16 protein-coding genes are annotated in these 20,650 nt (G+C 62.3%); 4 read left to right on the forward strand and 12 right to left on the reverse strand.

The genetic code is table 11. The annotated features are described in order from the left end of the window. Position 1: 1 nt before the first annotated feature. The 5 genes from cfaB to hflK (ACK6BI_RS18695) all read right to left on the reverse strand — a co-directional run bounded on the left by cfaB (position 2) and on the right by hflK (ACK6BI_RS18695) (position 7,310). Positions 2-1,189 (reverse strand): C17 cyclopropane fatty acid synthase CfaB, encoded by a 1,188-nt coding sequence (gene cfaB / locus ACK6BI_RS18675; RefSeq protein ID WP_409318202.1) that lies wholly within the window; start codon positions 1,187-1,189, stop codon positions 2-4. 166 nt (positions 1,190-1,355) lie between these two features. Beyond that, a complete protein-coding gene (locus ACK6BI_RS18680) occupies positions 1,356-3,263 on the reverse strand; it encodes a cation-translocating P-type ATPase (RefSeq protein ID WP_409318203.1) in 1,908 nt (635 codons plus the stop codon). Then, positions 3,260-4,315 carry a protease modulator HflK gene (hflK, locus tag ACK6BI_RS18685; RefSeq protein WP_409318204.1) on the reverse strand — a complete coding sequence of 352 codons (1,056 nt, stop codon included), beginning with the start codon at positions 4,313-4,315 and terminating at the stop codon, positions 3,260-3,262. Before hflK (ACK6BI_RS18685) ends, ACK6BI_RS18680 begins: the two co-directional genes overlap by 4 nt. After that, positions 4,312-5,355 (reverse strand): protease modulator HflC, encoded by a 1,044-nt coding sequence (hflC, locus tag ACK6BI_RS18690; protein WP_409318205.1) that lies wholly within the window; start codon positions 5,353-5,355, stop codon positions 4,312-4,314. Before hflC ends, hflK (ACK6BI_RS18685) begins: the two co-directional genes overlap by 4 nt. After that, a complete protein-coding gene (gene hflK, locus ACK6BI_RS18695; RefSeq protein WP_409318233.1) occupies positions 5,352-7,310 on the reverse strand; it encodes a protease modulator HflK in 1,959 nt (652 codons plus the stop codon). The genes hflC and hflK (ACK6BI_RS18695) overlap by 4 nt, the downstream gene beginning before the upstream one ends. A 193-nt stretch (positions 7,311-7,503) precedes the next feature. Between hflK (ACK6BI_RS18695) and lpdA the strand changes: the two genes are divergently transcribed. Then, a complete protein-coding gene (gene lpdA / locus ACK6BI_RS18700) occupies positions 7,504-8,904 on the forward strand; it encodes a dihydrolipoyl dehydrogenase (RefSeq protein WP_409318206.1) in 1,401 nt (466 codons plus the stop codon). Positions 8,905-8,907: 3 nt separating this feature from the next. Here lpdA and ACK6BI_RS18705 read toward each other — a convergent pair whose 3' ends face one another. Beyond that, complete coding sequence (locus ACK6BI_RS18705; RefSeq protein WP_007954205.1) at positions 8,908-9,381, reverse strand: Lrp/AsnC family transcriptional regulator; 474 nt, start codon at positions 9,379-9,381, stop codon at positions 8,908-8,910. A 144-nt stretch (positions 9,382-9,525) separates the two neighbouring features. Here ACK6BI_RS18705 and ACK6BI_RS18710 point away from each other — a divergent pair, with 144 nt between their 5' ends. After that, positions 9,526-10,155 carry a LysE family translocator gene (locus ACK6BI_RS18710; protein WP_409318207.1) on the forward strand — a complete coding sequence of 210 codons (630 nt, stop codon included), beginning with the start codon at positions 9,526-9,528 and terminating at the stop codon, positions 10,153-10,155. Here ACK6BI_RS18710 and ACK6BI_RS18715 read toward each other — a convergent pair. The 6 genes from ACK6BI_RS18715 to ACK6BI_RS18740 are packed head-to-tail and all read right to left on the reverse strand — an operon-like array spanning position 10,152 to position 18,342. Next, on the reverse strand, positions 10,152-12,290 hold the full coding sequence (locus ACK6BI_RS18715; protein WP_409318208.1) for a hypothetical protein: 2,139 nt from the start codon (positions 12,288-12,290) through the stop codon (positions 10,152-10,154). The two genes, ACK6BI_RS18710 and ACK6BI_RS18715, sit on opposite strands and share 4 nt — an antisense overlap. After that, positions 12,277-13,470: a DUF3142 domain-containing protein gene (locus ACK6BI_RS18720; RefSeq protein WP_409318209.1), complete on the reverse strand. Its 1,194-nt coding sequence runs from the start codon at positions 13,468-13,470 to the stop codon at positions 12,277-12,279. Before ACK6BI_RS18720 ends, ACK6BI_RS18715 begins: the two co-directional genes overlap by 14 nt. A 48-nt stretch (positions 13,471-13,518) precedes the next feature. After that, positions 13,519-14,337 carry a class I SAM-dependent methyltransferase gene (locus ACK6BI_RS18725; RefSeq protein WP_409318210.1) on the reverse strand — a complete coding sequence of 273 codons (819 nt, stop codon included), beginning with the start codon at positions 14,335-14,337 and terminating at the stop codon, positions 13,519-13,521. Then, the gene (locus tag ACK6BI_RS18730; RefSeq protein ID WP_409318211.1) at positions 14,331-15,485 is read right to left on the reverse strand and encodes an acyltransferase family protein; all 1,155 of its coding nucleotides are present in this window, start codon (positions 15,483-15,485) and stop codon (positions 14,331-14,333) included. Before ACK6BI_RS18730 ends, ACK6BI_RS18725 begins: the two co-directional genes overlap by 7 nt. Further along, on the reverse strand, positions 15,482-16,786 hold the full coding sequence (locus ACK6BI_RS18735; protein ID WP_409318212.1) for a glycosyltransferase: 1,305 nt from the start codon (positions 16,784-16,786) through the stop codon (positions 15,482-15,484). Before ACK6BI_RS18735 ends, ACK6BI_RS18730 begins: the two co-directional genes overlap by 4 nt. Next, positions 16,780-18,342 (reverse strand): glycosyltransferase, encoded by a 1,563-nt coding sequence (locus tag ACK6BI_RS18740; protein ID WP_409318213.1) that lies wholly within the window; start codon positions 18,340-18,342, stop codon positions 16,780-16,782. Before ACK6BI_RS18740 ends, ACK6BI_RS18735 begins: the two co-directional genes overlap by 7 nt. A gap of 423 nt (positions 18,343-18,765) precedes the next feature. On the opposite strand from ACK6BI_RS18740, the gene ACK6BI_RS18745 reads away from it, so the two are divergent. Then, positions 18,766-19,680 carry a GDP-mannose 4,6-dehydratase gene (locus ACK6BI_RS18745; protein ID WP_409318214.1) on the forward strand — a complete coding sequence of 305 codons (915 nt, stop codon included), beginning with the start codon at positions 18,766-18,768 and terminating at the stop codon, positions 19,678-19,680. Continuing rightward, positions 19,677-20,648: a GDP-mannose 4,6-dehydratase gene (gmd, locus tag ACK6BI_RS18750; protein ID WP_065260922.1), complete on the forward strand. Its 972-nt coding sequence runs from the start codon at positions 19,677-19,679 to the stop codon at positions 20,646-20,648. Before ACK6BI_RS18745 ends, gmd begins: the two co-directional genes overlap by 4 nt. The last annotated feature ends 2 nt before the right edge of the window (positions 20,649-20,650 follow it).

Here is a 20,650-nt window from a genome sequence, read left to right on the forward strand (position 1 = left end):
TTCAAGGGTTGTAGATGTCGTCGCGTGTCCAAGGCAGCTCATGACTGCCATCGGGATGCGCCTTCACGGCGAGTATCTGGTGCAGATTGATCCAGCCCCTGGCAAACGCATAGGCACAACCGGCCAGGTAAAGTCGCCAGATGCGCAGGGCCTGTTCCGGTACCAGTTTCGCGGCGGCTTCCAGATTGTCTTCCAGACGTTCGCTCCAGTGATCGAGGGTTCGCGCGTAATGCAGGCGCAGGCTCTCGACATCGACAATCTCCAGACCTGCTTCACTGATGTTGGCCGTGATCATCGCCAGATGTGGCAACTCCCCGTTGGGGAACACATATTTTTCGATGAAGTCCCCGGCGCCGCGTCCCACCGGGCGGCCATCGGTATGCTTGGCGGTGATGCCATGGTTCATCACCAGACCGCCCTCTTTCACCGCACCGAACAGGATGCGGGTGTACTCGGGCAAATTGGCGTGACCGACATGCTCGAACATGCCCACGCTCACGACCTTGTCGAACCGCCCGTCCTGAGGCAGGTCCCGGTAGTCGAGCAACTGCAATTCGACCTGATCTTCCAGGCCGTCGGCTTTCACCCGTTCACGGGCCAGCGCCAACTGCTCCTTGCTCAGGGTGATGCCAAAAACCCTGGCACCGAATTCCCGGGCAGCGAAACGCGCCAGCCCACCCCAGCCGCAGCCGACATCCAGCAGATACTCACCCGGCTGCAGCCGCAGTTTGCGGCACAAATGGCGAAACTTGGCTTCCTGCGCCTGCTCGATGGATTCGCTGCCGGTCTCGAAATAGGCGCAGGAGTACACCATGTTGCTGTCCAGCCACAGCTGGTAGAACTCGTTGGAAAGGTCGTAGTGGTAGGAAATCGACTGGGCGTCGGTTTCCTTGTCGTGCAAGGTGCGCACGGGATGACTGCCTTCATCTTCATCGAGCAGCGCGGTGCTCAGCTCGTCGCAGACGCGGATGACCTCGCTGATCGAGCCTTCAAGCTCGACCTTACCCTCGACGAATGCGCCCCCCAGCGCATCCAGACTGGGATGGGTGAGCTGGGCCACCATTTGCGGATCCTTGACCACGATGGTCACGCTGGGCTCGGGCCCAAGATCGAATTCATGGCCGTCCCAGAGTCGCAGGCGAAGCGGAAGCCGCAGATTCTGTAAGGCCGGTGGAAGTTGCGCGAGCATGGAATATCCCCCTGGTTTCAGACGTCTGATCTGAGGGTAGACCATCCTTGAAAATTAGCAGGCTATCGATTCAATAGTCGCCACCTATCACACAGCAGCACCGATCTCCCTCCTGCGGTGCGCCTGTACAGAAGACTGCGGGATCGGCGCACCGTTCGAAAAATGATCAGTTCTGCCCGTCAAGCTTCAACAACGGCTCCTGGAATCGCAACAAGCGCCCGGCGTTGCCCAATACCAACAAGGTACTCAGGTTGTGCAACAACGCGGCAATCATCGCCCCGGCCGCCCCCAGCCAACCGAACGCAGCGAATACGACGATGGCCAACGTCCAGCCCAGACCGATGATCACGTTCACCTGCAACGTGCGCCGGCATTGGCGACTCAGGCGCACACACGTGCCGAGCCGGCGCAGATCGCTGCCGATCAGCACGATGTCGGCGGACGCCAACGCGATATCCGCCCCACCCGCGCCCATCGCAACGCCTACCACACCGGCCTTGAGTGCCAGCGAATCATTGATGCCGTCACCGACCACCATCGGCCGGAAACCATTGTCGATTTCCTTCAATACCCGATTGAGTTTGTCTTCGGGCAACGCCTGAGCTTCGACTTCCTGCAAGCCGACATCCCGGGCCAGGGTGTGCGCCACGCTCTGGCGATCGCCGGTCAGCAGCAGTTGCCGACCGAGGCCCAACTCGCGCAGTTCGCTCAAAGCGAATTTCGCTTCCGGTTTGACGCTGTCAGCGAGCAACAGCCAGGCGAGGAACTTGCCGTTCAATGCCAGGCCGGCAATCGGGCCGTCATGCTCGGGAATCGATGTGGTCGCAATGCCCAGTTGCGCGAACAGCTCCGGGCGACCCAGCGCGGCTTCACCTTGCTCCGTTCTGGCGACCACACCCAGCCCTTGGCGTTCGTGAATGTCGGTCAGCACCAGCATCTGGTCTGCGTGGATCAGTCCGGCCAGCGCCCGACTGACCGGGTGACTGCTGGCAGCGCCAAGACTGGCGGCCAGTGTCCTCACCGAATCGTGATCCGCCTGCGTGCTGCTGATCGACTGCAAGCGCAACGTGCCGTAAGTCAGCGTGCCGGTTTTGTCCACCACCAGTGAAGTAAGGTCGGCCAGTTCTTCAAGAAAAGCCGAACTGCGGATCAGAATCCCGTGCCGCGCCGCCACCGCCACCCCGGCAATCGCCGTGGCCGGTGCCGACAACACCAATGCGCAAGGACAGGCTGCGACCAGCACAGCCAGCATCGCCTGCGCATCTTGGGTGACAAACCACGTCACTGCCGCCAGCAGCAACACCAGCACCATGTAGCTGCCGGCATAACGCTCCAGCAGACGGGTGATCGGCGGCTTGGAGCGCTCGGCGTTCTGCATCAGGGCGATGACCTTGCCCAGGGTAGATTCACCGCCGGTGCGGGTCACTTCTATCCGCAACAGACCATCGAGGTTGATCGCCCCGCCGAACACGGGCATTCCGACACCTGCCTCAACGGGCACCGACTCACCCGTGATCGACGCGGTGTCGAGGCTGGCCTGGCCAGACAACACGCGACCGTCCGCCGGCAACCGATCACCGGCCCGGACTTCGACGGTGTCGCCGGCCTTGAGCGTGCCGTTATCGACTTCGATGACCGTACCATCTGCCTGAACTTTTCGTGCATGGCTGCGAGTGAGCTGGCCCAACGCATGAATCGCTTCTTGTGAGCCGATCACGCTACGCTCCTCCAGCACATGGCCGAAGATCATGATGATGGGCAGCAGTGCAGCGGTGAGCAGATCACCGGTGGCCCAGGCGCCGAGCATCGCCAGTGCAATCAATTGATCGGTGATGCCGTGCAGGCTCGGGTATCGCAAGCTGAACCATGCCGAGCGCATCACCGGCACTGCCACCAGCAAAGACGCGACACCCAGCAGTAACTGACTGACGCCTGTCTGTTCAGGCATCAACCAGCGCCAGATCAATCCCAGCCCGAGCAAACCGAGGGCCAGCATCGCCAGGGTCAACTGGCGCGCAGCACGACGTTGTTCGGCCGAGGACAACAGGCTCGGTGCGGCATTGGTGACAGTCATTTACTGGCTCCCTGAATGATCAGGCGGGAATCATCTTTCGGATCGACCGTGGTGACCGAACCGGCCTGGCCGAGAATTTTCGGTACCCGTTCGCGGTAAAGGCGCAGCAGCATCTGCGGGTCGGTGTTCTGTTGCCCCGCCAGGCTCAGCACGGTAGCGGTATCGGCGGAGGCTTTGGCCAGACGCTCTCCGGCCTGGGCATGGGCGACCTGCAAGGTACGGTCGGCCAGTTCGTTGGCGGTCTGAGTGATTTTCTCGGCGTCGGTACGAGCATTGGCCACAGCCTTGTCAGCCTGTTGACTGGCGGTCAGCACAGCGTTGAACGCGCCGACGGCCGGCTCGGGCAGACTCGACTGCACATCGACCCGCGCCACTTCGATACCGATGCCCTGCCCGCTCGCCTTCAATTCCGCCAAGCGCCGATTGATGCCTTGCACCAGATCGCCACGCAACCGCTCCCGTCGTTCGGCAGCTTGATTGTCGGCACCGATCAGCTCCGGTCGCGCCACCAGAATGGTGTCCAGATCCCGCGCCGCGGTCAGGGCCACCGCGCTGCGGGTCACCAGTCGATCCAGTGCTGGCAGCACATGATCGCCTTGCAGCACGAAGTCATAAGGATCGGTGACCTTGAAGAACACCCGCACATCCAGCTGAACGACACCGGCGTCACCCGTGAGCAAATAGCCGGAACCGGCCAATGCATCGCTTATTGGCGTGGCAAAGGTCGCGACGCGATCCGCTTGTATCGCAGCAGGACTGCGCAGCAGATTTTCCACGCGACGCTCGATGACCCGATCGGCCGCAGGCAGCAGAACGACCTGTTCGAACGGCTGTGGCCAGGCCAATAACAGCCCGGCATTCTGGATGCGGTCCAATGCGCCGAAATGCCTGACCACTGCGCGGTTCTGCGGGTCGATCTGCCGTACATTGGAAAACGCCCAGGCCAGCGCTGCCAGAACCGTTACCGCGTACAAAGCGAAAAAGGTCAGACGACCGGCCTGAATCCACGGACTGTCCAGTGATTGTGTTCCACGTGGAACTTCATCGCTCATGGCTGCGTTCCACGCTTGCTATCCAGAGTCGGCGGACCGTCCACCAGCACGCGAAACGGTGCGGCGTCAGTGCGCAGGATCAATTTGGTGTCCGGCGTAACGATGGTGCCGAGGGTGTCAAGCGAGCGCAGCAGGTTGTAGAGCTGCGGAGAACTCGCGTAAGCGCGGCCGTAAATCTGCGCAGCTTCGACGCGTGATTGCGCCTCGATTTCCGCCGCTTTCACTGTGGCATCGGCCTGCACGATTCGCGCATCACGCTCGGCACCCGAACGAATCTGTGCCGCTTCACGCTTGCCGATAGCCGTGCGTTCCGTGGCGATGGTTTCACGCTCGGCGCGCATCCGGTCGACTGTCGCGGTAAGGGTCACGGACGGCAAGGTCAGTCGCTCGATACCCACTTGCACCACACGCACGCCGTAAGTGGCGAGCAATTGCTGATCGATCTGTTGGCGCAACTGTGCCTCGAAATCGGCGATGCGCACCTGATTGGCATCGGTGTTCACCAGATTGGCCAGGTCAAAACTGCTGGCGGTGGTTTCCAGTGCCGAGCCGACAAAGGTGCGAATCTGCCGCGCCGCTTCATCCGGCTGGTTCTGCACCGCACGCATGAAGCGCTGGACGTTGTCCGCATCACCCTGCACCTGCCACGCGACATACGCCTGCACGATGATGCGCAAACCGTCACGGGTGCCGACATCCTGCAAACCGCTGGATGTAGTGCGCAGGCGCAGATCAACCGGGATAGCCGCCTCAAACGGAGTCGGCCAGCGCCAACTCAGACCGGGCTCCAGCAACACCCGGGAAGGGTTGCCGAAACGGGTAATCACCGTGGCTTCGCCGGAGCGCACCTGCACCAGACTGGCCGCTGCGATGGCAAACGCCACCAGCAACACAGCCCAGCCCATGCGTCGCCACGGGAAAGGCCCGGCCTCCTCCGGCGCGCCATGATGATGGTGATGATGCCCGTGATGGTGGTGGCCGCCATGAGCATGGTCATGACCGCTGTGGTCATGGTGATCGTGTGTGTGCGACTGGCTCAATGGGTGGCTCCTGGTTGAGCGGTGGTGCGCGCCGGCGACGGGTCAGCCGGCAGCATGAACGTACGCAGGTCAATGGTCGGCGCGTTGCTGCTGCCGCCCAGACGATGGTCGAGCACCAACAGTTTGGCTTTGCCCAGTCCCTGACTGAGCTGGCTGAGGTATTGCTCCAGCACGAAGGCCTGGCCGGCACTGGCATAGGCCTTTTGTTCGGCGCTGAATTTCAGATCCGCCGCACGGGCGATCGAGCGGGTTTCGTGGGCATTGGCGCTGGCCTGATCGCGCGCGAGGCTTGCCTGCAATTGCGCCTGATTGCTCGCTTCGGCCGCCGCACCACGCTCGCGAGAGATCAACGCCTGGGCGCCGATCTGCGCCGCTTGCACGCCGTGATAGGCATTGGCAGCACCCGCCGGAGGATGAATCGCCTCGACCACCGTGGCGAGAATTTCTACGCCACTGTCGAGTTTCTGCAGATCGCTCTGCACCGCGCGACCGATCTCGTCAGCCAGCCCTGTCCTGTCCTGCCCCAGCAAACCGTCGAGGGTGCGCGATGCAAAATCGTGAACCAGAATCCGGCTCGCGGTACTGCGGATCAGCGTCGGCACATCCGCGCTGTTGTAAGTCGCGGCCAACGCAGCCTGATCGCTGAGGCCTATGCGGTAAACAAACCGCACGTCCATGTTGACGATCTGGAAGCTCTGTTGCTCGTTACGACTGCTGGCGATGACCTGTGACTTGTCATTGACGTGGCTGGCGTCCCACAAGCGGTTGGCGGTGACCGGTGCCGGACCTTCCGCCGGATCCACCTGAACCGGCGCCGGGTTCTCGCCGACGCTGGTCGCCAGTTCGTGCACCACGCCGTTCTCGACACTCAGTACCCGGCCCAACGGCCATGGCAGGCCAGCATGCAAACCGGGGCCGAACACCTGCACCGGTTTGCCGAAGCGCTCGTAAATGCCACGGCTTTGCAGTGGAATTTCATGAACGCCGGTGAGCAACCAGCCGACTGCCGCCACCAGCACCAATATCGGCAGGAATGCGCGACGCATGTAGCTGAACGCCCAGATCTGCCGCAGATCAATACCGAAGCGGTTGTGCAATTCGTGCTGCAACGCGAGTAACGGTTGCGGCGGCCAGCGCAGCAGATCGGCGACGAAACTGCGGGCCAGCAGCACCGGCTCCAGCTGTTCACGGCGCGGGCTGAACAGCGACAGCACAGCGCGCAGCAGCAACTCCGCAGCGACCAGCCCCGGCAAGATGCCGATCAGCACTGCCAGGCGTACGGGCCAGACCGAATTCTCGTTGGCGAACAACAAGCACAACGCGCCCAGCACCAGGCTGATGATGGTCACACGCGTCAGTTGTGCCAGCGCACCGGCCTCGGGCCATTGCGCCGGATGTTCCTGGGCCAGTTGCCGCTCCAGCACCAGCAGGCCGAACGCCAGCAGCAGGGCAATCGCCGCGCTGACGGAGGCGGACATGCCCACGGTGGCGGAGGGCAATGCCAGGTTCCACACCTGCTCGATACCCAATAATGCCAACAGCGCGAGACCGCCCAGCCATAAGGTCGGCGCTCCGATCTGACCCAGCAGATGCAAGCTGCGACGACTGAGCCGATCCAGCAGTCGCTCGTACCAGCCGTCCGGCTCGGGGACTGCCTCATCGCCGGTAACCGCCGCCACCGGGTTGATCACCCGTGCTCGCCAATCGGTCACCCACCCCGCCGATTGCAACCCGGCGACCAACACCAGCAACGCAGCGCTCTGATTGATCAACAGCGCTGGCCACAGCGATTGCGCGGCGAACAGGCCCACAAAAAACGCCAGCACCACTCCGACCGCCGCCAACCCACCGAGCCCAATGGCCAACCGGCACAATCGACGCCCCTGCGCCGCCGCCTGCTGAAAGCGCGGCAAACCGGTGACTTGCGTGCCATCAACGTCCAGATCGACTTGCATATCCCCCCAAAACCCTTGGCTCACTGCACAACTCGTTACGATATAACGAAAGCCGTGAAATATTTGCACTCAATTTCACATTCAAGGATGCCCAACCTGTCGCGTTCCTGAAGCCTTGACCGAAATGTCCGGAAACGCACATATTACGTACGTAATTTTTAGCGATCCGCATTCTTCAGCCAGGAGTAAGCGCATGAGCAACTATGACGTAGTGATTCTGGGCGGCGGGCCCGGCGGTTATAACGCAGCGATCCGCGCCGGTCAGTTGGGCCTCAAGGCCGCGTGCGTGGAAGGCCGCGCCACGCTGGGCGGGACCTGCCTCAATGTCGGTTGCATGCCGTCCAAGGCGTTGTTGCACGCGTCCGAACTGTACGACGCTGCAACGGGTGGGGAATTTGCCAACCTTGGCATCGAGGTCAAACCGACGCTCAACCTCGCGCAGATGATGAAGCAGAAGGACGAAAGCGTCGCCGGGCTGACCAAAGGTATCGAATTTCTGTTCCGCAAGAACAAAGTCGACTGGATCAAGGGCTGGGGCCACATCGACGGCCCCGGAAAAGTCAGCGTGACCGGCAATCAGGGCAGCCGCATTGAACTGACCGCTACCCACATCGTCATCGCCACCGGTTCCGAGCCCACGCCCCTGCCCGGCGTCGAAATCGACAACCAGCGCATCCTCGATTCCACCGGCGCGCTGTCCCTGGGCGAAGTGCCCAGACATCTGGTGGTGATCGGTGCCGGCGTCATCGGCCTGGAACTGGGTTCGGTCTGGCGGCGGCTCGGGGCGCAGGTAACGGTAGTGGAATACCTCGACCGCATCTGCCCGGGCGTGGACGGCGAAGCCGGCAAGACCCTGCAACGCTCACTGAGCAAACAGGGCATCACGTTCAAACTGAGCTCAAAAGTCACCAGCGCCACGTCCTCGGCCAACGGTGTACAACTGAGCATCGAACCGGCCGCCGGCGGCAGCGCCGAGCTGCTGGAAGCGGATTACGTGCTGGTCGCCATCGGCCGTCGCCCTTATACCCGGGGCCTGGGGCTGGAGAACGTCGGCCTGCACACCGACAAACGCGGCATGCTCGCCAACAAGAACCATCGCACCGAAGCGCCGGGCGTGTGGGTAATCGGCGATGTCACTTCAGGACCGATGCTGGCCCACAAGGCTGAAGATGAAGCCATGGCCTGCATCGAGCAGATCGTCGGCAAGGCGGGCGAGGTCAACTACGATCTGATCCCCAACGTGATCTACACCCGGCCGGAGCTGGCCAGCGTCGGCAAGACCGAGGAGCAGCTCAAGGCCGAAGGCCGGGCCTACAAGGTTGGCAAGTTCCCCTTCACCGCCAACAGCCGGGCGAAGATCAATCACGAAACCGAAGGTTTTGCCAAAGTCCTCGCCGACGCGCACACCGACGAAGTGATTGGCGTGCATCTGGTGGGTCCGAGCGTCAGCGAAATGATCGGCGAGTATTGCGTGGCCATGGAATTCAGCGCATCGGCCGAGGACATCGCCCTGACCTGCCATCCTCACCCGACCCGTTCCGAAGCGTTGCGTCAGGCGGCGATGAATGTCGAGGGCATGGCGACGCAGATGTAAGTATCAGGACGGCAAATGCCCCAGCGGCAAAGCCCCTGGGGTTTTCACGGTATGAATCGCAAAATTGCTGCGAATATCGCTGACACCCGGCAGCTTCAACAGGCAACCGGTGAGAAAACGGTCATAGGCGCGCAGATCCGGCACCACGACTTGCAACAGAAAGTCCGATTCTCCGGACACCAGAAACGCCGATATCACTTCCGGCAACGCAGTCACCGCCCGGTGAAACGCCTCGGCCTGTTCATCGTTGTGCCGCTCGACCTTGACCCCGACAAACACCGTCAGCCCCAGCCCCACTTCGTCACGATCCAGGTTCGCCTGATAACCGCGGATCACCCCCGCCTCTTCCAGCATCCGCACCCGACGCAGACACGGTGATGCCGACAAGCCGATCTCGTCCGCCAGTTGCACGTTGCTCAGGCGCCCGTCCCGTTGCAGCGCGGCGAGAATCTTGCGATCAAAGGCGTCGAGTTTCATGGTTGGCAGATCCTGATGGTTTAACCGCAAAAAGAAAGCAGGTTATGCCAATCCGGACAGCTTTAGAAGCCAACTACGCAAGCACCTGCCCTGCCCCTCGGCCATAGACTGGTTGCACCGAATCGACAACGAAAGGGGTGCGACATGGCGAGTCTCTGGCTGTTTTTCATGGCGTTGGCGGTGGTCTATCTGCTGCCCGGCCCGGACATGATCCTGCTGTTGCAGACCGGCGCCCGTCAGGGGCGCGCTGCAGCGCTCGCCACGGCGGCAGGTCTGGCCATCGCCCGGGCTTGTCATGTAGCGCTCGCGGCACTGGGGCTGGCGGCGCTGTTCAAGGCGGCGCCATGGACGTTCGATGCGGTGCGAATGACCGGGGCGGCGTACCTGCTGTGGATCGGTGTCCAGTGCCTGCGCACCACGCTGCTGCCGGACCTCCACGCCGACACCATGGCGCACAGCCATGGCCAGTGGCGCGCAGCGATCCGTCGCGGCCTGCTGACCAACCTGCTCAACCCCAAAGCCCTGCTGTTCTGCTCGGTCCTGCTGCCGCAATTCATCGTGGCGGATGGCGAGCCGGTGTTGAGGCAATTCGCGGCGCTCGGCGCGATGCTGGTGGCCGCCGGATTGCTGTTCGACAGCGCCTATGCCTTGCTCGGTAGCGCATTGGGCCGCTGGCTGAAACACAGCCCGACGGCCCGACGGGTGCAACAGTGGTTGTTCGGCAGCCTGTTGATCGGTTTTGCCGTACGCCTGACGTTCGTCCAGCAGGCTTAGGTTTTGCGGGCCTTGCGCTGGCGACGGGTAATGATCACCAGCGCGATGGCAGTCACCCCGACGACGGCGCCGATCTGCACGGCCCGCTTGTAGGGTCGCAACACTCCGCGTACAGCATCGACAACTTGTGTCACATAGCGTTTGTCGGCGTTGGCGAAGTCCGGGTAAGGGCATTGCTGGCCGAAATAGCCACCCCAGCCCATGTACGGACCTTCCTTTACATAACGCTGATAGAGCGCCTTCTGTTCCTGCACGCTGCTGTTGAAACCGGCAGCCGTACACAGCACGGCAGCGAACGCCTGGCTGGTATGAGGGAGGTTGTCCGCGGCACGGCTGGCCAGCGCGGTGGCGACAAAACGATAGTGATAACGCTCGTCCGGCTGCGCTTCACTGGCCTTCTGCCGTTGCACCTCGGCTTCGCTCACCAGCGGCCCGACTTTCAGCTCGGTGGTTTCCAGGCTGTAGTTGCCACCGAAGGTCGCGTAATCCGGGGCCATCTCGTAGCCCAGGATGTCCATGCCCCACTCGCGGGCCGTCCACGCCGCATTGAACAATGCACTGGCGCGTTTGGTCGGCCACCACGCCGAATCGGCTTGCATGCGTTGCTCACCGTAGAGCCGGGCCTTGTTCTGCAGACCGGCATTGTCGAAATACCCGACGGCCTCTTCATAACGGCCCTCGCGCAACAACCGCCGGCCCAGCAGATTGCGCAGGCTCGCAGCCACTGGCAGCGGCACGTAATTGTCGCGATCCTGCTGACTCAGCGCAGGCGGCGCAGGAACTTTGGCATCGACATACTGTTTGAGCTCATCGAGCGTCAGCACCCGCTCGGCCACAGTCGCAGCGTCGAACCAATAAATGGCCTTGCTGCGATACAACTGATCGAAGGCCTGCAGGTATTCGCCACGTTGCAGCGCCAGAATCGCGCTTTCACCCTCGACCCGACACTTGGGCTGCAGGGTCTCGAGATTCCAGTCAGCCGTGCGCCGTTCGCCCCAGGATTCGTCCTGCGGGAAGGCTTGCGCGGCTTTGGCATAGGCCGCTGCAGCCGCGTTTTTATCGCCATCGCGCACCGCCAGCTTCGCTCGCAACCACCACGCCAGGCCACTGTCGCCGGCGTGTTCGAGGAACGCCCTGGCGCTGGCGTAATCGCCCTGTTGGTAATTCATGGCCGCCAGGCGATCAGCGTTGTCGAGGCTGCCGCGGGTGCTGTCCTGCAACGCCTTGATGAGTTTCTTCTGGTTGGGCGGTTCATCGCCGAACGACCAGCCGATCCGGCTGATCAGCGAGGCGGTCACCAGTTGCTGCACCGCTTTGCCACGCAGCAACTTTTCCAGCCTGTCTTCGGGTTCTTCGGCCAGATCGTTCATCAACAGCTTCAGCGAGGTGTAGCCGACCTCCGAGCCATGCAGATTTTGCGCGGCATAGAGTTCGACGGCCTTGTCCCAACTGCCCGCCGTGCGTAGCGCTCGAGCCTCTTCGCCGAGGCTGGCCACGCCCAGCTCCAGCGGATCGCTGAAACCGTCGATACTCAATTGCCGCGTCTGGCGGAAAGCCTCGATGGCGTTTTCCAGCGCGTCGAGCGCATCACCGGCTTCGCTGCTCATGGCGAAGAACGCCCGGCCCAGCGAATAAGCGGCCCAGGTACTACGCAATGGACGCTGCTCGGCCGGCAGTGCCAGCAACTGGCGGAAGTATTCGACAGCCAATTGATGGTCACCGGCGCCGAATGCTACGGCGCCCGCCACATACAGACGCAGCTCCGTCGGCAGGCTCGCGCCCTGCTCCTCGGCCTGGCGGGCATCGGTCAGGCTGCGCAGACGTTTGACCAGTGCCTGCTGTTCCGCGCTCAGCCCGAGCTGTTCGGCCTTCTCACGCTGATCGGCAGGGTCATTCGGTTCGCCATAGGTGGCATCGGGGTTGTAGGTGACCGCCGTGACGTTCTTGAGCCCGGCAACGGCTTTGCCGAGGCGACTGATCTCGAATCTGAAGTTGCCCTCCGGCAATTCCGCCAGCGATTGTCCGCGATCATCGAGCAGACGCATCGGGAAATCCGGGCCGCAGGCCAGCGCCGATCCCAGCGGCAGGGCAAGGCTCAGGCACAGCAGATGGCGGGGCCAGTTACGGGTCAACATGCGAACCTCCTTGATCAATGGTTGCGCAACGTGCCCAACCGATGGCGCGCTGCCCGCCCGCCGGCAATCGACCGTCGCGCAAGCGGGTGAAGGTAAGCAGATCCGCGGTCTGTTGCAATGCATAACCGGCGAGCGCATCGGCGCCTTCGCAACCCCGGGCCTTGATGGTGATGCGAGCGGGCCAGGCGCTGTCGAGGTTGCCGACGTTACGCAGGGCGATGTCCTGCAGGCCGTTCTGTTCGGTGAAGGTCAGGCTGAGATGGCTGCTCAACGCGTCCCCTCGGGCGACCGCCCGCAGCGTGTCCAGGCTCCAGGCCCTGCGGTCGTTGGCCAGCGGCAGGCGAAACCAGATCAGACCGGCCAGATGCGCCGGGCGATCCTCGCGTAATTCATTGGCCAGTCGGCTTGATTGCTGCGGATCGGCGAGCAGTTCCCGTCGCTGGCCGCTGCGCTCCAATGTGACTTCACTCTCCACCACTGGAGCGCCACCGACGTCCGGTAACAGCGCCACCCCGTAGGCAGGCAGCGCCAGGTAGAACGGTTTTTCAGTCACCCGCCCCCAGGCCCTGGCCCAACGTTGGGCTTGCCCGGGGTCGAACAGACCGCGACGCGGATCACTGACGGCATGCACCTGCAACACGCTGCTGTCGACGCTCGCCAGCAATGCCGGCAACTGCGGGCTGTCGAGCCACGCGGGTAATGCGGTGATGCTCAAGGGCAGGCTGGCCGGCAATACGCCGCGCAAATGGGCCAGGAATTCGGTATAGGCCGGCAGTCGCGCATTGCCGGCATCATGATCGATCTCGACACCGCTGAGTGTCAGGCCCTGCTCTTGCCAGTCGGCAAGCACCTGAAGGATCCGTTCCTTGACCTGTTGCTGGTCGAGCGCCTTGAGCTGGCCGTCGAGGCGTATCACTGCGATCAGCGGCCGGGCATCCTGTTTCAGCAGCGCGAAATCCACTCGCGCCCGACGCCACCCGTCATTCGGGAACGCTTGCAGCGCCAGCACCCGAAGCGTCGAGAAGTCGCCGCGACTGTCCTTCAGGGCACGTTCATGGGCCGGCGTCCATTGCCGCTGCCAGACATAGAGTTGCTGATCGAGCGGCACGGTGTCCTGACGTTCACAGGCACACAGCGACAACATGGCCACGAGGGCCGACCACCCGATGAAAAAGCGCATACCTTGCAGATCCCTGAGACATCAGGCTGCAAGGTTACACAAAAGCACTCAGGGCTTGCGGGCGATGATCACCTGACTCTTCGCCACCACCGCATCCAGCGCCTGTTTGATCTGCGCGCCGCGCGGCGAGTCGAGCACGGCCTGCCAGGTCTCGGCCCAATGATTGAGCAGCGGATGATCCGGATTGCTGAATTCCACCTTGGCTTCCCAGAACAGCATCATCCACAACGACCAGTAAAACCCGTACTGGCTATGGCTGATGATCTCCAGACCGGCCTCGCTGACCATCGCCTTGAACTGTTCTTCACTGATGATGCGAATGTGGTTGGGCTTCTGGAAATACTCCGGCGCCGCGATGTCTTTCTGCAGATCCTCGGAACTGGGGTGCGGCACACTCAACAGGTACAGCGCGCCCGACTGGCCGACACGCACCAGTTCGGCGAGGAACTGTGCCGGGTCGTCGACGTGCTCGATGACTTCCGTGGACACCACGCGCGTGGCGGTGCCATCGGCGATCGGCAGCGGGTTGCAGTCGGTGACGTGGCACTCGACGCCGCGGGCCGGCGTATCGCTCAAGCGCTGGCGGGTGGCTTCGACCTTGGCAGCATCGATGTCGGCGATGATGATCTTCGCCCCGCGCATGCCACAGAAATGCACGTTGCCACCGTCGCCGCAGCCGACGTCGAGCAAGGTGTCATCGGCGCTCACCGGAAAGCCTTTGAACAGCTCGCCGGTCTCCTGGTTGAACCAGCCGCTGAGCATCGCGTCGTGCAGGCCGAGCATGTACGGATCGACCTTGTCGGCAGCAGGCTGCGCCGCAGTCAGGGCAGGCGTCGGCGCCGTGAGTTTCTTCAAAAGGCTCAGCATGAGGTGGCTCCAGAGGATGGGACGGCGTTGCGCGATGTACCGAGGCGCCGCACCAGGGCGGCGCCTCGATTGCGCATCGGCATTTCGATGAAACGGTAATTCAGCTCGCTGAGCAGCACGATCAGGCCACCGGCAATCAGCAGCGTCACGACCGGATGCCCGGCAGGACTGGGCAATCCGGCGCCCTGCAAGCGGAAGATCAGTTCCCGCACCAGTTGATAGGCCGGGATGTGGATCAGATACATGCCGTAGGAGCGGCTGCCGATCCATGCCATCAGCCGCTGCACTCTGCCCGTCGGCAGCAGGTAATCGCGGTTGTACGACGCGATCCACACCAGCAGCGCACCGAGCACGGCAATCGAGCCTATGCGGTAAGGCGCGAAAGTGAAGCGGTCGGTGGCCATGTAGCTCAACAGCAACGCCAGCACGATCAGCGCAGACACACCGGCCCACGGGCGACGCAGGAAAGTCGGCTCCCAGCGCCGCCAGGACGGCTGCACGCTCCACATCGCCAGCAGCACCCCGAGAGCCAGCGCATCGGTGCGGATCACCATCAGCAGCGGCGTGCGCAGGGTGAACAGCTGCACCGTGACCAGTGCCAGCAACGCCCAGACCAGATGCTTGCGGCACACCAGAATCAGCAGCGGGAACAGCAGATAGAACTGCTCTTCCAGCGACAGGCTCCAGTACACGAAACTGCTGCCGTACTCGTAATGAAAAAAGCTGTCGGCAAACCGGAAGTTGGCGTACTGCAACACGCCCGCCAGCGTCGCTTGCAGGTTGGCGTGCAGCGTGCCGAAGGCCCCGGAGCGGTTGAGAAACAGGCACGCCAGCAGCATCAGTGCCAGCCATAACCAGGCCGACGGCAAAAGACGGAAGGCCCGGCGCAACCAGAAGTTACGCGTCTGCTCCCAGTATTCCTGGCGGGTCGAACAGCCTCGCAGCGCCGGGATCAGGCTGCGGGCGATGACGAACCCGGAGATGGCAAAAAACAGGTCAACGCCCCACCACGGCTGTGCCCAGGCATGAATCCTTTCAAGCAGCGGCACCGGGTCAGGGAACAGGCTGCCCTGAATATGATGAATCAGCACACCCAGCACTGCGATCGCTCGCAGTACTTCGATGTCCAGGATTCGTTTGCCGCTCATGCCCGGGACACCTTTGTATCTGCAGCGGCCCGGTGCTCGAACAACTGCGCGAGAAAGACCCGCAAGCGCCGCTCGGCCACCGCCTGGCTGCAAAATCCCTGCAGGCTGCTGACCGCCCCTGCGGCCATTTGCGCATATCGCTGCGGATCGTGTTTCGCGACCTCATAGCTGTTGCGATAGGCGACGCAGACCGACGCCCAGTTGGTCATGTAGCGCAATGTGCGGAACGCCTTGCGCGGATCGTGAGGCCATGCAGTCAGTTCCTCCGTGGACTGGACCAGGAAGGCGTTCTCTTCGCTCAGGTAATCGATCATCGCCGTGGTGCGCGGCGCCACCGCCGGCTTGCCGCAGGACATGAATTCCATCAGCGGCAGGCATTGGCCCTCACCGTAGGACGTGTTGACCACGTAGCGGGTGGCCTGCACCAGACGCTCGTAGTCCGCGTCCGCAAGGTAGCCATAGATCAGCACGATGCGGCAGCGGTAGGACTGGTTTTTGTACAGGTGGTGAAGGATGTCGCTGAGGGCTTCTTCGGCATCGTGGTGGGTGAGTTTGAGTACCAGCGTGGCGTCTTCCACATCGCGGAAGGTCACGCAGAACGCGCTGAGCATGTCTTCCCAGTTCTTGCGCCCGTCGCCGGGGTTGAATACCGAGGTGTACACCACGCCGTCCAGCACCAATTCCTGCTCACGGACCGGCGCGCCGAAATCGATACCCTGGCCACGGCGCAGATGCTTCGGGCCGAAGGCATTCAGATCGAGCTCGCGACTGTCAGCCACCAGTCCCTTGATCGTCAGGCGCACCGGCCCCGTCGAGGGCTGCCCCTGAAGCTGCTCGCCCCGGGCCGCGAAGCGATCCCACACCGGCGCCGGCACCGCGACAATCGGGTAATCGGCGCCCATCGCCTCGCGCACGGCGTTGACCGTGTAGCTGGAATGGGTGATCGCGGCACCGCAGGCCTTGAGCACCATGCGCCAGTCATTGCGAGGCTCATTGTCGAAAGGCTCATTGGGGATGGTGCTGAATTCCCAGGCAAACACCGGCAGCGTCGGGCATGCCAGATGAATCGGCGTGCGGTGCGGCGGCGAGAACGACAGAAACACGCACGGTTCACCACGGGCCAGACAATCCAGATACAACGCATCGACTTCCCGGGCCGGGTCGGTGACTTCCAACACGCGCCCGAGACGTTCGAGCACCGGGCGATATTCCTTGAGCACGAAGTAATAGCTGTACTCCGAGCGGCCGAGGTTCTGCGCGATCGTGTGCCGGTTGGTTTCCGAGTGAATGATGATCAGCATGAGGCGTTGTCCGTCACGGGCGCGGTATCGGCAACCGCTGGCACAAGTCCGAAGAAATCCGCCAGGCGCTGCTGCACCGGAGCGAACGCGCAGTAGCCGTGCATGCGCTCAATGGCTGCAACCGACATTCGGTGGTAGTCCTGCGGCTGCGCCTTGGCCATCCGGTAACTGTTCTCATAGGCGCGTTTGAGCGAAGCCCAGTCAGGCCGATAGCGCAGAGTGCGGTAAATAATGCGGGTGTCCTGAGGCCAGATTGTCAGTTCTTCGCTGGACCGGACGACAAACGCCACCGAGTCGTCGATGTAGTCCTCCATCGCCGTGTGATCCGGCGCGATCACCGGTTTGCCGCTGGACATGAACTCCATCAGCGGCAGGCACAGGCCTTCGCAGCGTGACGCGTTGACATAAAAACTGGCGGCCTGATAGAGCCGCGCATATTGCGGATCGTCCAGATAGCCATGCATCACCAGCACCCGGCAGGCGAACGGCGTCAGTTGCGCGAGCAGGGTCATCAGTTCGCTGTAGTAGGACGCCAGATCGTTCTGGGTGATCTTCAGCACCAGCGTCGCGTCAGGGGTTTCGCGAAAGGCCCAGCAGAACGCCGTGATCAGTTGATGCCAGTTCTTGCGACCGTCCCTGGGGTTGAAGACGGTGACGTAGATCACGCCATCGACCGTGGTTTCGACGACGCAGGACGTGTCCGGCAGCTCAAGGGGCGGCGGTTCATCTACCGTCACTTCATGGGGACCGGCAATATCCGGCAGGCGCCGTTCGAGCCAGGCGTGGACTTTGTCCGGCATCAGGTCGCGCAACCCTTCCCAGTAGCCGTGATGCAGATATTTCACGCGGGCCATGGGCTTGGGTTGATCGCTTGGATTCAACGCCCACAGACGCAGGTAATGGCGGGCAATGACCAGTCGACGTTTGAGTGTCAGGGGTGGCGGACGCTGTGCCTCGATCTCGGCCAGTTGCTCGGCGGTCAGCGGTTTGGGCAGCAGGTCATCGGCAGAAAGCCCCAGTGTGCGGCTGTCGAAAATGCAGCCCTTGATCGCCAGGGTCGTTCCGGTATTGATCGGGGCGCTGACATGCTGCTCACGGATGGCCGCGAAGTTTTCCCACAGCGGCGTCGGCAATACCAGCACCGGAAAATCTTCGCCCATGGCTCGGCGAATGGCTTGTGCGGTGTGGCTAGACAGGGTGATGACCCGTCCCTGCCGTGCGAGCATCTGCGTCCAGTCCTGGCGTGAATCGCCATCCCACGACTCATCGGGGATCGAATCGAATTCCCAGGCAATCACGCAAATCGTCGGGCATTGAAGATCGGCCGGCGTATTCTGCGGCGGTGTGAAGGACAGGAAAACGCAGCTCTCACCGGCGGTGAGCAGTTGTCGATAGAGGGGATCGACCTCGGCGCTGGTGGACACCACATGCACCCGTCCCAGACTTTCGAGCACCGGGCGATAGGCCTTGAGCACGAAGTAATAGCTGTATTCGGGACGCCCCAGACTCTGGCTGATGGAGCGGTCGTTGACATCCGAGTAGAGAATGAAATTCATGGCATCCCACGGTGCGACCGCCATCCCGGCAGCCTCACGCTATGACGGCCAGGCATCGGATCGGGTCGGCATGGCCGGCATTCGTCCTGTGTCCGAAGCGCGTCGTCGTTCTTGTTTTAGTGGTCAGTTCGACCGAACTGCGAAGTCACTCCGGCAACGTTCGGGAAACCGCGACGAGGGGCATTCTAAACACATCCGTTCAGGATTCGGGAACCGCCCGGCGAGAAAAAACGGGCTACGCTGACGAGAACTGACCGGTCACGGTTTGGCCGGTTGAAATTGCCGAGCAATTGGCACAGATTGGCAACCAAACAACTACAACAACGACATCACCCGTCTTTCTGCCGCGACTTGCACACGGTCTGACAGACATCCCCTCAAGCCTGCGGGGAAGGTGAGAGTTAAAGACCAAGGGGTCGCTGTTTGAAAAGAAGTCTGTTCATCACGGGTCTCGGTGGATTCGTGGGACAACATATCCAGTCGCGTCTGATGCTCGATGACTCGGCGTGGGACCTGCTGCCTGCCGCTTCGCCCTACGACCTGACGAAACCGCAAAGCCTCGTCGACCTCTGGCCGCAACTGCCTGATGCAGTCATCCATCTGGCCGGACAGACCTTCGTGCCTGAAGCGTTCCGCGATCCGGCCCGCACTTTCGAGATCAACCTGCTCGGCACCCTCAACCTGTTGCAGGCCCTCAAGGCGAGAGGCTTCAAAGGCCCGTTCCTGTATGTCAGCTCCGGAGACGTGTACGGCCAGGTCGACGAGGCCGCCCTACCGATTACCGAGCAACAGCCGCCCTGCCCGCGCAATCCCTACGCGGTGAGCAAACTCTCCGCCGAACACCTCTGCCTGCAATGGGGCCTCAGCGAAGACTGGCCGGTGCTGGTGGCGCGCCCGTTCAATCACATCGGCACCGGGCAGAAAGACAGTTTCGTGATCGCCAGCGCTGCGCGTCAGATCAGTCGCATCAGACAAGGCTTGCAAGGTCCGCAACTGGAAGTCGGCGACATTGACGTCACCCGGGACTTTCTGGACGTCGACGACGTGATCTCGGCCTATTTCGCGCTGCTTGAAAGGGGTGTGCCGGGACAGGTCTACAACATCTGCTCGGGTCATGAGCAAAGTATCCGCAGCCTCATCGAACAATTGGCCGATCTGGCCGGGATCGAGCTGCAACTGGTGCAGGATCCTGCGCGCATGCGCCGCGCCGATCAGCGTCGCGTCCGTGGCAGCCATCAACGGCTTGCCCGGACCACAGGATGGACGCCGCAAATCTCTATACAACAATCTCTGCGGGCGATCCTGTCCGACTGGGAGAAGCGAGTAAAACAAGAATGACAAAAAGTGCATTGATCACAGGGATCACCGGCCAGGACGGCGCGTATCTGGCCAGACTGTTGCTCGACAAGGGTTACAAGGTTCATGGCCTGGTCGCGCGACGCAGCAGCGATTCACGCTGGCGCCTGCGGGAAATGGGCGTCGAAGCCGACATCGTGTACCTGGACGGCGACATGGCCGATGCCTGCTCGGTGCAGCGCGCGGTGATCCAGTCGGCACCGGACGAAGTCTATAACCTCGCCGCACAAAGCTTCGTCGCCGCCTCCTGGAACCAGCCGGTGACCACCGGCATCGTCGATGGCCTGGGCGTGACTCACCTGCTCGAGGCGATCCGTCAGTTCAGCCCGCACACCCGCTTCTACCAGGCGTCCACCAGCGAGATGTTCGGCCTGATCCAGGCCGAGCAGCAGGACGAGAACACGCCGTTCTATCCGCGCAGCCCCTACGGCGTGGCCAAGCTTTACGGTCACTGGATCACCGTCAACTACCGCGAAAGTTTCAACCTGCACGCCAGCAGCGGCATCCTGTTCAACCATGAATCGCCACTGCGCGGCATCGAGTTCGTGACGCGCAAGGTCACCGACGCTGCGGCCCGGATCAAGCAGGGCAAACAGCAGGAGCTGGCCCTGGGCAACATCGACGCCAAGCGTGACTGGGGGTTTGCCGGGGACTACGTCGAAGCCATGTGGCTGATGCTGCAACAGGACACACCCGATGATTTCGTGGTCGCGACCGGCGTCACCACCACGGTACGCGAGATGTGCCGCATTGCCTTCGATCACGTGGGCCTGAACTACCGCGATTACGTGAAGATCGACCCGGCGTTCTTCCGCCCGGCCGAAGTCGAAGTGCTGCTCGGCAACCCGGCCAAGGCCCAGCGCGTGCTGGGCTGGAAACCGAAGACCGATCTGGACACCCTGATCCGCATGATGATGGATGCGGACATGAAACGCGTCGCCAAGGAGTAGGC

The organism is Pseudomonas sp. KCJK9016, from assembly GCF_046231795.1.
In the GTDB taxonomy this organism is placed as follows: Bacteria; Pseudomonadota; Gammaproteobacteria; order Pseudomonadales; family Pseudomonadaceae; genus Aquipseudomonas; species Aquipseudomonas bananamidigenes.